Annotated in this window: 11 protein-coding genes and 2 pseudogenes; 7 read left to right on the forward strand and 6 right to left on the reverse strand. The window is 69.8% G+C overall.

Annotation, left to right across the window (positions count from 1 at the left end; translation table 11 throughout):
- Window positions 1–180 precede the first annotated feature (180 nt).
- The 3 genes from JF597_RS10820 (at window position 181) to JF597_RS10830 (ending at window position 2,975) form a co-directional block, all read left to right on the forward strand.
- The gene (locus JF597_RS10820) at window positions 181–663 is read left to right on the forward strand and encodes a single-stranded DNA-binding protein (RefSeq protein ID WP_293992299.1); all 483 of its coding nucleotides are present in this window, start codon (window positions 181–183) and stop codon (window positions 661–663) included.
- A gap of 536 nt (window positions 664–1,199) precedes the next feature.
- Window positions 1,200–2,597 carry a Cys-Gln thioester bond-forming surface protein gene (locus tag JF597_RS10825; RefSeq protein ID WP_293992553.1) on the forward strand — a complete coding sequence of 466 codons (1,398 nt, stop codon included), beginning with the start codon at window positions 1,200–1,202 and terminating at the stop codon, window positions 2,595–2,597.
- A gap of 24 nt (window positions 2,598–2,621) precedes the next feature.
- Window positions 2,622–2,975 carry a hypothetical protein gene (locus JF597_RS10830; RefSeq protein ID WP_293992301.1) on the forward strand — a complete coding sequence of 118 codons (354 nt, stop codon included), beginning with the start codon at window positions 2,622–2,624 and terminating at the stop codon, window positions 2,973–2,975.
- On the opposite strand, the gene JF597_RS10835 is transcribed toward JF597_RS10830, so the two are convergent.
- Together JF597_RS10835 and murJ are read right to left on the reverse strand one after the other, a co-directional pair.
- Entirely contained in the window at window positions 2,972–4,030 is a 1,059-nt protein-coding gene (locus JF597_RS10835; RefSeq protein WP_293992303.1) for a zinc-dependent alcohol dehydrogenase family protein, read from the reverse strand. The two genes, JF597_RS10830 and JF597_RS10835, sit on opposite strands and share 4 nt — an antisense overlap.
- Window positions 4,031–4,152: 122 nt before the next feature.
- A complete protein-coding gene (gene murJ / locus JF597_RS10840) occupies window positions 4,153–5,817 on the reverse strand; it encodes a murein biosynthesis integral membrane protein MurJ (RefSeq protein ID WP_293992305.1) in 1,665 nt (554 codons plus the stop codon).
- Between the two features lie 142 nt (window positions 5,818–5,959).
- On the opposite strand from murJ, the gene JF597_RS10845 reads away from it, so the two are divergent.
- Entirely contained in the window at window positions 5,960–6,163 is a 204-nt protein-coding gene (locus JF597_RS10845; protein ID WP_293992307.1) for a hypothetical protein, read from the forward strand.
- A 426-nt stretch (window positions 6,164–6,589) separates the two neighbouring features.
- Here the strand turns inward: JF597_RS10845 and JF597_RS10850 are convergent, their stop codons facing one another.
- Window positions 6,590–6,799: a hypothetical protein gene (locus JF597_RS10850; RefSeq protein ID WP_293992310.1), complete on the reverse strand. Its 210-nt coding sequence runs from the start codon at window positions 6,797–6,799 to the stop codon at window positions 6,590–6,592.
- A 26-nt stretch (window positions 6,800–6,825) separates the two neighbouring features.
- Window positions 6,826–7,101 carry a hypothetical protein gene (locus tag JF597_RS10855; RefSeq protein WP_293992313.1) on the reverse strand — a complete coding sequence of 92 codons (276 nt, stop codon included), beginning with the start codon at window positions 7,099–7,101 and terminating at the stop codon, window positions 6,826–6,828.
- A gap of 994 nt (window positions 7,102–8,095) precedes the next feature.
- Here JF597_RS10855 and JF597_RS10860 point away from each other — a divergent pair.
- Window positions 8,096–8,869 carry a DUF5707 domain-containing protein gene (locus JF597_RS10860; protein WP_293992315.1) on the forward strand — a complete coding sequence of 258 codons (774 nt, stop codon included), beginning with the start codon at window positions 8,096–8,098 and terminating at the stop codon, window positions 8,867–8,869.
- Window positions 8,870–8,996: 127 nt separating this feature from the next.
- On the opposite strand, the pseudogene JF597_RS10865 reads toward JF597_RS10860, so the two are convergent.
- A pseudogene (locus tag JF597_RS10865) lies at window positions 8,997–10,095 on the reverse strand (barstar family protein).
- Window positions 10,096–10,457: 362 nt separating this feature from the next.
- Here JF597_RS10865 and JF597_RS55510 point away from each other — a divergent pair.
- Window positions 10,458–10,697: pseudogene (locus tag JF597_RS55510) on the forward strand (Pycsar system effector family protein); the annotation flags it as partial.
- Between the two features lie 201 nt (window positions 10,698–10,898).
- On the opposite strand, the gene JF597_RS10870 reads toward JF597_RS55510, so the two are convergent.
- Window positions 10,899–11,417, reverse strand: a complete 519-nt coding sequence (locus JF597_RS10870) for an HAD domain-containing protein (RefSeq protein ID WP_293992318.1) — start codon at window positions 11,415–11,417, stop codon at window positions 10,899–10,901.
- Between the two features lie 239 nt (window positions 11,418–11,656).
- Between JF597_RS10870 and ettA the strand changes: the two genes are divergently transcribed.
- On the forward strand, window positions 11,657–13,321 hold the full coding sequence (ettA, locus tag JF597_RS10875; RefSeq protein WP_293992320.1) for an energy-dependent translational throttle protein EttA: 1,665 nt from the start codon (window positions 11,657–11,659) through the stop codon (window positions 13,319–13,321).
- Window positions 13,322–13,327: the final 6 nt, after the last annotated feature.

The following is a 13,327-nucleotide window of genomic DNA, read 5'->3' on the forward strand; positions in this document are numbered from 1 at the left end:
CACCGACGCGCTCGGAGGCATCCGGACACATTTCGGATGCAGTCGGATGCACTCGACGAGCACGAGCACGAGCGCGCAGGCCTCCCACGCACGCGGTCGCCGCGGTGGACACAGCCGTACGGGACGGACCCGTACGCGGCTCCGCCCGGCCGCGGCGGCCGGGCGAGGGAGGGGTTCGTGATGAACGAGACGATGGTCTGCGCGGTGGGCAACGTGGCGACGCAGCCGGTGTTCCGGGAGCTGGCGGCAGGTCCGTCGGCCCGGTTCCGGCTGGCGGTGACCTCGCGCTACTGGGACCGCGAGAAGAACGCCTGGACGGACGGCCACACCAACTTCTTCACGGTGTGGGCCAACCGGCAGCTCGCCACCAACGCGGCGACCTCGCTGACGGTCGGCGACCCGGTCGTCGTACAGGGGCGGCTGAAGGTGCGCACCGAGACCCGGGAGGGCCAGCAGTGGGCCTCCGCCGACATCGACGCGGTGGCGATCGGCCACGACCTCGCCCGCGGCACGGCGGCCTTCAGGCGAACCGGCAGGCCGGACTCGGCCGCGCCGGCGCCACCGCGCCCGGAACCCGACTGGGAGACACCGGCGGAGTCCCCGGGCACGCCCGCCGAGGGGCAACCGGAACCGGCGGTGGCGGTGGCGTTGGCCGCGCCGTGACGGGACGTGAAGCGACCTGGCGTCGAGGCTGGTTGGCGCCGGGCCGTCCGAACGACGTTCTGCCGGCCACCCGTTGACGCCTGTCGATGGACATCGGCGGCCGTCGACGGCCGCCGACCGAGTTCGTCGGCCCGTGATGGCCATGGCCGTCCCTGGCGGACCTTGACGATTCCCGACGGCTCTCGTTGGCTCCTGGCTGCCCTTGACGTCTCTTGACGGCTTGTCGGCCGAGACGCTCCGAAGTGCCCGTCACCACGACCGGATGGATTTGTCGACAGGCCCAGCCCGTTCGTGCCTCCGCGATAACGATTACGGATCGGATCGCTCATCGGACCATCTCACCGGGAAAGGGTGGTCCGGCTGATCCATAGGATGCCGGGCATGGCCCCTGGGGCCGCTGATTCTGCTGGTGGGACCGCCCCCCCGCGTCCAACGGGTCCTGCTCGAAGGGGAATTCTGTGCTCGCTGCGTTCTCTGGCCTTTCGGCGCCCCGCGCGTCCACCAGGCACTACGGCACCGCCGTGGCCGCGAGAGGCATGGTCCGCCTCGCCGCCGCGGCCCTGGTGTCCGGGCTGGTGGCCGCCGCCGCGCTGACCGGCGCCGGCCGGGCCGCGGCCGACGACGGGACCGCCCGGAGCCAGAGCGGGGCCACGGCGACCATGAACGGCCTGAAGACCTACGGCGAGGCCGTGGTCCACGGGGACGGCGGCGACGAGCAGGTGGCCGCGGGCCTGTTCGAGATGTCCGTGGACGGCGGCGGCACGCTCCAGACGTACTGCGTCGACCTCCACAACCCCGCCCAGCGGGACGCCAAGTACCAGGAGACGGCCTGGAGCGGCACCTCGCTCGGCGCCAACAAGAACGCCGGCGACATCCGCTGGATCCTGCAGAACTCCTACCCGCAGGTCAACGACCTCGCCGCGCTGGCCCGCAAGGCCGGTGCCGGCAGCCTCACCGAGCAGGACGCGGCGGCCGGCACCCAGGTGGCGATCTGGCGTTTCTCGGACGGCGCGGACGTCGACGCGGTCGACCCGCAGGCCGAGAAGCTCGCCGACTACCTGGAGAAGAACGCCCGCGGCCAGAACGAGCCGCAGGCCTCGCTGGCCCTCTCCCCGCCGGCGGTGTCCGGCCGCCCGGGCGGCCTGCTCGGCCCGGTGACGGTCCACACCAACGCGCGCACGGTCACGGTGGTCCCGCCGTCCGACGCGGCCCTCAGTGGCGTGCGGATCACCGACAAGGCCGGCAGGCCGCTCACCACCGCGCAGGACGGCAGCGAGCTGTACTTCAAGGTCCCCGACGACGCGGCGGGGGACACCGCCCACGCGTCCGGCGGCGGGGGAGCCTCCGCCGAACTGACCGTCCAGGCGTCGACGACCGTCCCCGTCGGCCGGGCCTTCACCTCCGAGAGCCGCAGCCAGACGCAGATCCTGGCAGGCTCCAGCGAGTCCACGGTCGCCGCGACCGCGAACGCCACCTGGGCGGAGCGGGGCGCGATACCGGCGCTGTCGGCCGAGAAGAACTGCGCCCGGAGCGGCGTGGACATCACCGCGTCCAACACCGGGGACAAGCCGTTCACCTTCGAGCTGGTGAGCACGGAGTACACCATCCCCGCCGCCGCCTCCCGGACGGTGACCGTCCCGCTCCAGGAGGACCAGGTCTACGACTTCACCATCACCGGCGCGAACGGCCTCGAACGCCGCTTCACCGGTGTCCTCGACTGCAAGACCCAGGGCGCCGACGCCGGCCTCGCCACCCAGACCCTCAGCGAGCCCAGCCCGGCCTCGGTCGGCGGCACCGCCTCCGACGTCAACCTGGCCGCGACCGGCGGTGACTCCGCGACCGGCGTGATCACGGGCGTGGCCATCGGCCTGGTGGTGATCGGCGGCGCGGTCCTGGTGATCCTCCGCCAGCGGGAGAACCAGCAGACCGACTGACCCCCGGACGGGCACCATGACGTCATGACCAACTCACCCGCACCCGGCAGGTCGTCGTCCTCCGACTCCATCCTGTCCCTGTGGTCCCACGACTCGGTGCTGTCGATCGGCTCGGTGGGCTCCGTGCTCTCCATCGGGTCGGTCGGCTCGGCCCTGTCCGTCGGCTCGATCGGCAGTGCCCTCTCGGCGGGCTCGATCGCCTCGGCCCTGTCCCTCGTCTCGGCCGGCTCCTGGCTGAGCACCGGCTCCGTCCTCTCGGCCAACTCCCGCTGGTCCACCCTGTCCTGGCGCTCCACCCGGGCCTTCCGCTCGGCCGGAGCCGCGGGAGCGGTCGCCGTCACCGCCCTCCTCCTGCACAAGGCCCTGCAGTCTCGCTAGGCAGCCCGTCCGGGCCGGCCGTCCTCGAGGACGAGAAGCGGTTTGGCGCCGTGCGCGGGCGCTTCGGCGGACGAGACGGCCTCGGCGAAGCGTTCGAGGGGGAACGGCCGGCCCTCGGGGATGGCCAGCACGCCACCGACGACCAGGCTGCGCACCTCGCACAGCGCGTCCAGGACGTCCGCGGGTGAGGCGGCACCGAACCAGCGGTTCAGCCAGAACCCGCGGACCACCTTGGTCTCGTAGATGACCGAGCGCGCCGACACCGGGATCGTCAGCGCCGCCGGGTCGGTCTGCCGGTGGGTGGAGAGCGCGCCGTAGACCACGACCTCTCCGCCCGGCGCCAGTGCCTGCGACACCTGGGCACCCAGCTGCCCGGCGACACAGTCGACGGCCTTGCGCACGCCGGCCGGTCCGGCGATGTCGGCCACCCGCCGCACCAGGTCCTCGTCCTCGGTGCAGACGACCTCGTCGCCGCCCAGCGCCCTGATCTCCGCGACGGCATCGCGCCGCCGCACCACGTTGATCGTGCGAATCCGCAGATGCCGGGCCAGCTGCACGACTAGCCGGCCGACGGTGGAGCCCGCCGCCGTCTGCACCAGCCACTCACCCGGCTGCACGTCGAGTTCGCGCGTCACCAGGAGCAGCGCGGTCAGCGGGTTGACGGCGAGTTGGCAGGCGTCGGAGTCGCTCAGCCGGTCGGGGACCGGCAGCAGCCGCTGCGCGTCGGCGACGACGTATTCCTGCCAGGTCCCGTCGACCTGCGGCCCGGGTACCGCCGGGATCGCGGCGTTCACCACGCGCTCGCCGATCCGCAGCCCCTCGGTGCCCGGACCGAGGGCCTCGATACGGCCCACGCACTCCATGTACCCGCCGACCGCGGGGAACTCGGGGGAGAAACCGTAGCGGCCACGCAGCACGTGCAGATCGCTGGCGTGCACCGGAGTCGCCGTCACACGGAGCAACGCCTGGCCCGCCTCCGGCCTGGGAACGGGCCGGGTCTCCAGCCGCAGCACATCGTCCGGCTCGCCGACCTCGCCGGCCACGAGCGCACGCATGCTTGGCACCATGAGGGACCTTTCGTCCCTCCCAGCTTGCGCGCCCTCGCGAATGCTGTCATGTCGTAGGCAACCGTGGCCCCGGACGAGCGGCCGTCGCCGGGGAGACGGCCGCCGGTACGTCAACGGAGCCGCAGGTCCCCGACCCGCAGGAGCCGCGCCATGAGAACGAACAGCAGGACCATCGTGACGCCGCCCGCGGCCAGCGAGAGCGCCGGTGTCCAGGAGGCCGGTGCCAGATCCCGACCGCAGGCTCGGGCGATGAGCCACCCCACGGCCCCGGCGGCGGTGGCGGCGGCCGTCAGCCGGGCGTAGGTGCGGCAGATGCGCCGGCCGTCCAGCAGACCGTCGACGCGCCGCCGCAGCCGCACGGCCGTCAGCAGCAGGCCGATCGCGTAGGCCATGGCATAGGCGGCGGCCATCCCGGTGACCGCCCAGCGCGGGGACAGCAGGAGGTGACAGGCCACCGCGAGAGCCATGTCGATGCCGCTGATCCACACCGCCATCCGGAACGGCGTGCGGGTGTCCTCGAAGGCGTAGAAGCCGCGCAGCAGGAGGTACTGGGCGGAGAACGGGACCAGCCCCAGACCGAAGGCCTGCAGCATGTGGCCGAGGGGACGGGTGGCCGCGGCGTCCGCCGCACCGTGGGCGAACAGCAGCTGCGCGATCTGCGGTCCGAAGACGAGGAAGAAGAAGGCGGCCGGGACGACGACAACGCCGCTCGTCCGCAGGGCGCGGGACAGGTCCGTGCGCAGATCGTCGACACGGCGTTCGGCCACGGCCCGGCTCATGCGCGGCAGCAGGGCCGTCACGAGGGAGACGGTGACGATCGACTGGGGCAGCATCCAGATCTGCTGGGCGTAGCTGTAGGCGGTGTAGCCGACGCCGTCGTGCGGCAGCGCGGCGTCCGCGGAGGAGGCCAGGCGGGTGACGACCGTGCTCGCCACGAGGTTGGCCAGCACGAACAGCAAAGTCCACCGGGCCGCGTTCACGCTCCGGCGCAGGCCGGTGCCACGCCAGTCGAAGCGCGGGCGGAAGCGGAAACCGGCCGCCAGGGCGTAGGGGACCAGGGCGAGCGCCTGGAGGGCCAGGGCGAGCGTGGTCCCGGTCCCGAGCAGCCTGACCTGCGCACCGGTGATGTCCGAGACCTGTTCGGGGGCGGTCATCAGACCGAGGTACAGGCCGAACATGGTGATCAGGACGAGATTGTTGAGGACCGGGGTCCACATCATCGCCCCGAACCGGTCCCGGGCGTTGAGGACCTGACCGAAGATGCTGAACACGCCGTAGAAGAAGATCTGCGGGAGCAGGAAACGGGCGAAGATCACGGTCAGCTCGAACGCGCCGTGCGTGGCGGGCGTGTCCTGCTGGTAGACGCCGATGATCTCAGGGGCGGCCCAGGTGGCCAGCGCGGTCCCCGCGCCGAGGACGCACAGCACCAGGGTGACCAGGCGCTGTTCGAAGGCGGCGCCGCCGTCGGGGTCCTCCGCGCGGGCCCGTACCAGCTGCGGGACCAGGACGGAGTTCAGCGCGCCACCGATCAGCAGGAAGTACAGGCTGGTCGGCACCGTGTTGGCCTGGTTGTAGGTGGTGGCCAGCAGCCCGGTGCCCAGTGCGGCGGCCTGCAGCACCTGCCGTATCAACCCGGTGGCGCGCGAGACCACCGTTCCCGCCGCCATCAACGCCGACGAACGCAGCAGGCCACCGCCCCTGGCCTGCTTCGGCGCGGCATGCCTCCGTCTCGTGGCCGACCGGTCTAACCGGTCCGGCGATGCGTCCTCGCTCATGGGCACAATCTACGGTCCGGCTGTGCCACGGCGGTCCCGGGCCGGCTGTCACCCGAATGGCGCAACATCGTGTGCCACCCGCATGGGTGAAGATCAAACTGTCTAGTGCCCCAGACGAGGCAATCCGTGAAAGGGGAACCACATGCGCATTCGACGAATCCTCGCCGCCGTCATCGCGACGGCAGCCCTCGCCGGACTCGGCCTCACAGGCGCCGCAACCGCCACCGCCGCACAGGGCGCCCGGTCCTACGTCACCCCCTCCGAGTGCAGGCAGGGCGGCGGAACGCCCGATCTGACGGCCAACGTCTGCAAGGGCGGCACGCACGACGGGCAGCAGGTCGACTGAACCCCACATGACCCCCACGGGCGCCCCGCGGCCACGCGCCGCGGGGCGTTCCCGCACGAGCGCAGCGAGGTGGCCGAGGTTCCGGCGGACGCCGAGACTGCCGGAGTACACGTCCGTGCGGCCTGGGGCACGGAGGCGTACCGGGACGCGAGGGTGGGGCGACTCCGCTTGCTCGTCCTTTCCGGCGTGGCAGCCGGTGCTCTTGATGGGCCGAACGGCGGAGTCGTCCCCGGGGCCGTCGAGGAGCACGGCGGAGCCGACCGGCGGGCGCACCGTGCCGGTCGGCTCCTTGGCGGGACCGCTCGTTCTTCCGTGCCTGTTCAGGACCTGCCGGGTGTCGGCGACGAGCACGCTGTTCACGACGGTGGACCGGGTGCCGTCACTGCGTACCCACCGCACCGGGGTGCTCAGCCGCGCGCCGACCGGTCAGGTGATCGCCTGCGTGGTCCCGTCGGGCAGCGTGCAGACGTAGCCGGCGTAGGGGCGTGCGACGATCTGCCCGCCGGCGGCCGTGCAGTCGTCCCTGGAGATGTTCGGGGAGATGTTCGGGGACGAGGCGGCCCCGGCACCGACAGCACTCACGCCGACCAGGGTTGCCGCGGCCAGGGCGAGGCCCAGGATCCTTCGCATGCGCATGGCTTCCTCCTCGTGGACGCTGCGGGCTAACGCGGTTCGTGGGCCGCCGCCCGGCAGGCCCCGGTCGCGGCGCCGCCCGCCACGCCGGCCCCGGTCAGGCCGGTCACACAACTCTGCAGGTCTCCGGACACACCACGGCTGCAGGCCGCCGTGACGGCGTCGGAGGCGGTGGCACCGGCCAGCTCGGCCATCCGCGTGCAGGCGGGGATGTCCGCCCGGGCCGCGGGAGCGGCGAGGACCGCACCACCGAGAGCGAGAGTCAGGCCGGTGAGGGCACCGGCGATACGGGTCGACGTGCGCATGGGACGCACCTGCCTTCCGGATCGGTCACGCGGTCCCGCTCCCGGCGGCCCGAACGAGCCGCCCACGGACCGCCACCCGCAAACCCCTCACTCCAGCGTCGCATCATCTCCCCCACCCGTCCTCCGCACACCACCGGTCACGGCCCGCCCGGCCCTACGCACAACCGCCGCCAGCGAATCCCCAGGTCAGAGCCCCGCGCTCCAACGAGTTTCCGCACAGGGCTGGCCGTACGGCAAGATGGGGTGGCGGTGGGACAGTGCCATTCGCGTTCCCAGATCCTTCCGGGAACCAGGGCGAACAGCGGGAACTTGCCCTGGGTGGGACCAGAACTCCGACGCCATTGCGCCGCGGTCAGTACAGCAACCGCGGCTCATGAGCCCAAGCTTCCCAAGCTCAGAACTTCAGTCGGATGCCCGATGCGGGTGTCACTTCTCGCCGTTCAAGGCGTTGCTAATCTCCCTCAGGCGCCCCTCGACCAGAACCGCCACAACGCGTTTCACAGTCGTCTGAAGGAGCTACGGGCCCAAGCACGCCATCGAGCCCGAGAGTTGCCCATCGGCGCGTAGGCCGCCGAACGGGCCGTCGCGCCGTTTGGCTGGGCCGCCCTGGGCCGTCCGAGGCCGCTCGACAGTAGCCAAGGACGACCAACGACGACCACTCGCCACACGAGACCACCGCCCCTGACCAGCAAAAACCCAGCTCGCCAAGATCGCCGACAAGACCCTGGGCGAGAAGAAGTAGTCGTGGGAGGCGTGATCGTGTATCGGGACCTGCCTCCCTGGATGCCTGGCCCTTGTGAGTTCGCGGTCCGCGGTGTGCCCCGGGGCGTCGTGTGGGTCGTCCAGTGCTCCGCGATGTTGTTCGCACTGGGTGTGATGACTGACGTCCAGGTGGACAATCAGCCAAGTTGGCGTGAACGCAGTACGCTCCCGCTATCTATCGTGGTGCCTGCGGCGGGGGCTCGACCGCAGGCCTGATGTTCCTGGGGACCACATGCGCTCAATCGCCATAGGTGCCGCTCTGTCCGGCGCCCTGGCACTCGCCGTCGCAAGCACTCCAACGGCTCAGGCCGACGAGTCATGGGGCGGCGACACAACGATCACCAGCGTCACGGTCAACGGCGGCAAGCCCATCGTGGTCGGCATCTCCAACAAGGTCACCTTCTCGGCTGCGGTGACCGCCACCGATCCAGACGGCATCGAAACGGCCCGCGTGTTCGTGTGGCACGGCGGCCCCAAGGAAGAAGACACGGACATGACGGTGCCGTTCGGCCGTCCCACGTGCACAGCCGTCGACGCCACGACGAAGACCTGCACTGTCCCCTTCACCCTCAGCCCCCGCGACCTGCAGAAGAACTCTTGGGCCGGGCAGTGGAGGGTCGGCGTCGACGCCTACGACAAGGGCAACGGCGGCATCTCCCTAGATACCTACAAGTACACGAACATCCAGCGCTACTCGAAGCTCAGCGTCAACGCTTCACCGGAGCCGGTCGCCAAGGGCAAGACCATCACCGTCACCGGCAAACTGACCCGCGCCGACTGGGAAACCCACGACTACCGTGCCTACACCAATCAGTCGGTCAAGCTGCAGTTCCGCAAAGCGGGAACAGGCACCTACACGACGGTCAAGACCGTGTACACCAACAGCACCGGCAACCTGAAGACCACCACAACAGCTGCCAGCGACGGCTACTGGCGCTACTACTTCTCCGGCACCAGCACGACGGCGACGGTCAAGACCGCCGGGGACTACGTAGACGTGCGGTAGACGGAGGCAGCTGTTCCGCTGACATCAACGCAGCCACGCAAGCGCGGGATCGAACTCCTGAAGCGGGGGTCGCAGTTCGAATCCTGCCGGGGACGCCATCAGGACTGGGTGGATGTTCGGGCGGGGATCACGCCAGGGTGACGTGCATGCCGCCCTCGGCCAGGACACCGAGGACCTCGGCGAGCAGGTCGTAGGGCTGGCCGTCTGGGGTCAGGGTCCGGGACAGGTACGTGCGTGCGGTCCCGGCGTTCCGCCAGAGCAGGGTTGCGGGGGCGGTGTAACCGAAGGTGCCGCGCAGGCAGTCGTCGAGGGCGGCCAGACAGCCGCCGAAGTAGCCCCCCCGGCCCGTTCACCGCCTCTCCAAGCGCCAGATAGAGGCCCGGTTCGTCGGTGATGTGCCGGCCGTCGAGTTCGTAGGCATGACCAGCCGGCCGGTCGTGGTGAGGGCGCCGGCATGCCCGCTCGCGGACGAGATCGAGCCAGGCCCCGCGGCGCCGGGTGTCGAGGCCCGCCCAGGTACTCAGGGTGTCCGGCGGCCCGACGAGCCACCGCTCCCAGATGGGCCGGGCGAACTCGGGAACGGGGGTGAAGAGCTGCCCGTCAAGTTCCAGGTCGATCAGATCTGTCCCGTAGGAGGATGGGCGCCAGGAGCGGACTCTGGTCCACAGCAGCCGATCGGTGAGCGGCTCGCCCTGGGCGTCCTGTATCTCCAGGGCGGCCTCCTCCAGGTCCAGTGCCCACCGGGTGCCCTTCGTCAATGCGGCTCGCAGCTGATCACCCTGGGCAAGTCCCCGCAGGACGATCGTGGGCGCGGCTTGCTCGGCCGGCAGGACGCGGGTGAATTCCCGGCAGGAGCCCAGCCACCGATACCCGTCGTGCACTCGGACACGACCTGTGTGTCCCTCAGGCGGACCTTCGTAGTCGTCCAGGCCGGTGAGCACAAGACTGCCGGTCCCCAAGAGCTGTCCTGGGGCCTCCGCGTCCTCCAGCAACCAGGGCTCAAGTGCATCATCGTCCGGCACCAGCCACACCCGGCTGCCGAGCCAGCCCCCGACCCGGGCACCTTCCGGCACCCAGCCGAACAGTTCATACGTCCCGCGTCGGGGCTCTCCGAAGAGTCCGTCCACTGCGGCGCACACGCCCCAGACGTCGCCGCGCTCCGTCTCCGTCAGCCTGTACCGCCCATGCCTGCGATGGTCCGAGTCCTCACGCACGGTGGTAATCATGCCCAGACCAGGCTTTCACGACGAAGCTGTTTTCCCAGTCGGTCAAGGTGCCTCAAACAGCCTCCGACCTCGGCGCAGGCAGCCTGGGTGAGTGTCTGACTGCGTGACAACGCAGGCGAACAGCGGCGAACAAAGCCCGGACGCCTGCGAACCGTCAGCGCAGGGAGAGCCACACCAGCCCAAGGCAGCGCCCCCACCCAAGTTGCTTCGGGACGAAGCGGTCTGCGGGCGAGGATCCTCGCGCTCAGGACGCTCACCAGCGAACTCGCACGGGCTGATGCCGAAGCAAGCATCGTGCCGGCGATGACAGGCGTAGGCCTTGGTTTCGCGGCAACAAGAGCTCCGAACACCAGGGGGCGACGGTGCTGGCTGTCGGTGCGGCCGGCGCGGTGTGCCTCGTGATCGCCATTGTGGTTCTGCTCATCACTGTCCGACCAGTCCACATCGACACTGTGACGGCCGAAGGCTGGTCTCGTTGGGCGACTCTGGAACCCGATTCGCTACGCGACCACATGCGCGCGGATCTGCGAGGCGAGCGGGTCTGGTTCCTCTCCCGGACTGTCATGATCAAGTTCCGTCGGCTTCGTCTCGGAATCAACCTCATCCTGGTTGGGGTCAGCCTGCTGTTAGCCGCAACTGTGCTGTGGCGAGGAACGCTCTCCCGACCGGTCTGGCCCGCTAGCAGTTCCGCCGCTGGTCGTCGCAGGAATCGCCGGTGGGAGACCCTAGCTACCCAAGTTGATGTCCGGCTGGGCAACCGATGCGACCGACCCCAATCCACGGCAAGCTTCGTGAGGCAACCGTTAGTCGGCGCCCTCAGCGTCGAGCCAAGCGGCGAGCGCGGAGAAGTCGGCGTCCACGAGTCCTCTGGCCGGGTCGACACGGTGAAGCAGCGACGCCCCGGGGTGTTGCGCAGAGACCCAGACACGGTCCATGGCGCTGATCTCGTCGTCGACCCAGATGAACGGCCGGCCGTCGGCCCACTCGACCAGAGGACGGGTCTTCCAGTGCAGGCCACGGGGCCCGTCGTCGGCGCCGTAGTCCGGCCACTCCACCACGCGGAGCTTCGGCAGCCCGAGGCGCGGCGCGACCGCCTCGTTCGCATCCTCCATCCATGTTGTGGCCCACACGAGATGGCAGCCCAGGGCCAGGAGGCGCGGTCCGATTTCGGGATCAAGCCGATCGAGCAGCGGGTTCCCCTGATCGAGAGACGCTGAGGGGCCGGAAACAGCGGCTCGCAGCGGCCCACCCGACGAACCGAACGGGATCAGCGGACCGTCGACGTCGAGGAAGAGGATGGGGCGGTCCGCTGCGCTTGTCACAGCGGCACGGTAGCTCCGGAGCGGTGGGAGGACTCTGCTTCCCGGGCCGTCCCTGGGCCGCCCGAGGCTCCCCGAGGGCACGCGACAGCGACCGACAGTGACAGGTGGGTCAGTGTGGCCAGCGGCGAAACCCCAGGTCACAGCCCCCGAACCAAACGGGTTAACACCCGAGGCTGGACGTCAGGCAAGATGGGGTGTATCTGCCCACTGCCAGATTTCAAGCTGCCGGACGGTTTCTCTTGGCTGAGTTCATTTACACCATGCGCAAGACGCGCAAGGCGCACGGCGACAAGGTGATTCTCGATGATGTCACCCTGAACTTCCTGCCGGGGGCCAAGATCGGCGTCGTCGGTCCGAACGGTGCCGGTAAGTCGACCGTGCTGAAGATCATGGCGGGGATCGAGCAGCCGTCCAACGGCGACGCCTTCATCTCGCCCGGGTACAGCGTCGGCATCCTCCTGCAGGAGCCCGAGCTCAACGAGGAGAAGACCGTCCTGGAGAACGTCCAGGAGGGTGTCGCCGGGATCAAGGGCAAGCTCGACCGGTTCAACGAGATCGCCGAGCTCATGGCGACCGACTACTCCGACGCGCTGCTCGACGAGATGGGCAAGCTGCAGGAGGAGCTGGACCACGCCAACGCCTGGGACCTCGACGCCCAGCTGGAGCAGGCCATGGACGCGCTCGGGTGCCCCCCCGGCGACTGGCCCGTCACCACCCTCTCCGGTGGTGAGAAGCGACGCGTGGCGCTGTGCAAGCTGCTGCTCGAAGCGCCCGACCTGCTGCTCCTCGACGAGCCCACCAACCACCTCGACGCCGAGTCGGTGAACTGGCTGGAGCAGCACCTCGCCAAGTACGCCGGCACCGTGGTGGCCATCACCCACGACCGGTACTTCCTGGACAACGTCGCCGAGTGGATCCTGGAGCTCGACCGCGGGCGCGCCTACCCGTACGAGGGCAACTACTCCACGTACCTGGAGACCAAGGCCACCCGTCTCAAGGTCGAGGGCCAGAAGGACGCCAAGCGGCAGAAGCGGCTCAAGGAAGAGCTGGAGTGGGTACGGTCGAACGCCAAGGGGCGCCAGGCCAAGTCCAAGGCCCGTCTCGCGCGGTACGAGGAGATGGCCGCCGAGGCCGACAAGATGCGGAAGCTGGACTTCGAGGAGATCCAGATCCCGCCGGGCCCGCGGCTGGGCAGCATCGTCGTTGAGGTCGACAAGCTGAACAAGGCCTTCGGGGAGAAGGTCCTCGTCGACGGGCTGTCGTTCACGCTGCCGCGCAACGGCATCGTCGGCGTCATCGGCCCGAACGGCGCCGGCAAGACCACCCTCTTCAAGATGATCCAGGGCCTGGAGACGCCGGACTCCGGCAACATCAAGGTCGGCGAGACCGTCAAGATCTCGTACGTCGACCAGGGCCGCGCCAACCTCGACCCGAAGAAGACGCTGTGGGAGGTCGTGTCCGACGGGCTCGACTACATCAACGTCGGGCAGGTGGAGATGCCGTCGCGGGCCTACGTCTCCGCCTTCGGGTTCAAGGGACCGGACCAGCAGAAGCCGACCGGTGTCCTCTCCGGCGGTGAGCGCAACCGTCTCAACCTCGCACTCACCCTCAAGCAGGGCGGCAACCTGCTGCTCCTCGACGAGCCGACCAACGACCTCGACGTGGAGACGCTCTCCAGCCTGGAGAACGCGCTGCTCGAGTTCCCCGGCTGTGCCGTCGTCGTCTCCCACGACCGCTGGTTCCTCGACCGGGTCGCGACCCACATCCTGGCCTACGAGGGCGACTCCAAGTGGTTCTGGTTCGAGGGCAACTTCGAGTCGTACGAGAAGAACAAGATCGAGCGGCTGGGTCCGGACGCCGCGCGTCCGCACCGTGCCACCTACAAGAAGCTGACCCGGGGCTGATCGAAC

Origin of the sequence: Streptomyces sp. (assembly GCF_019510245.1) — a bacterium.
GTDB lineage: Bacteria > Actinomycetota > Actinomycetes > Streptomycetales > Streptomycetaceae > Streptomyces.

Coding starts and splice junctions, on each gene's coding strand:
- JF597_RS10820 (WP_293992299.1), top strand. CDS start 181: ATGAACGAGACGATGGTCTGCGCGGTGGGCAACGTGGCGACGCAGCCG.
- JF597_RS10825 (WP_293992553.1), top strand. CDS start 1,200: ATGGTCCGCCTCGCCGCCGCGGCCCTGGTGTCCGGGCTGGTGGCCGCC.
- JF597_RS10855 (WP_293992313.1), bottom strand. CDS start 7,101: ATGCGCACGTCGACCCGTATCGCCGGTGCCCTCACCGGCCTGACTCTC.
- murJ (WP_293992305.1), bottom strand. CDS start 5,817: ATGAGCGAGGACGCATCGCCGGACCGGTTAGACCGGTCGGCCACGAGA.
- JF597_RS10850 (WP_293992310.1), bottom strand. CDS start 6,799: ATGCGCATGCGAAGGATCCTGGGCCTCGCCCTGGCCGCGGCAACCCTG.
- JF597_RS10830 (WP_293992301.1), top strand. CDS start 2,622: ATGACCAACTCACCCGCACCCGGCAGGTCGTCGTCCTCCGACTCCATC.
- JF597_RS10860 (WP_293992315.1), top strand. CDS start 8,096: ATGCGCTCAATCGCCATAGGTGCCGCTCTGTCCGGCGCCCTGGCACTC.
- JF597_RS10835 (WP_293992303.1), bottom strand. CDS start 4,030: ATGCGTGCGCTCGTGGCCGGCGAGGTCGGCGAGCCGGACGATGTGCTG.
- JF597_RS10845 (WP_293992307.1), top strand. CDS start 5,960: ATGCGCATTCGACGAATCCTCGCCGCCGTCATCGCGACGGCAGCCCTC.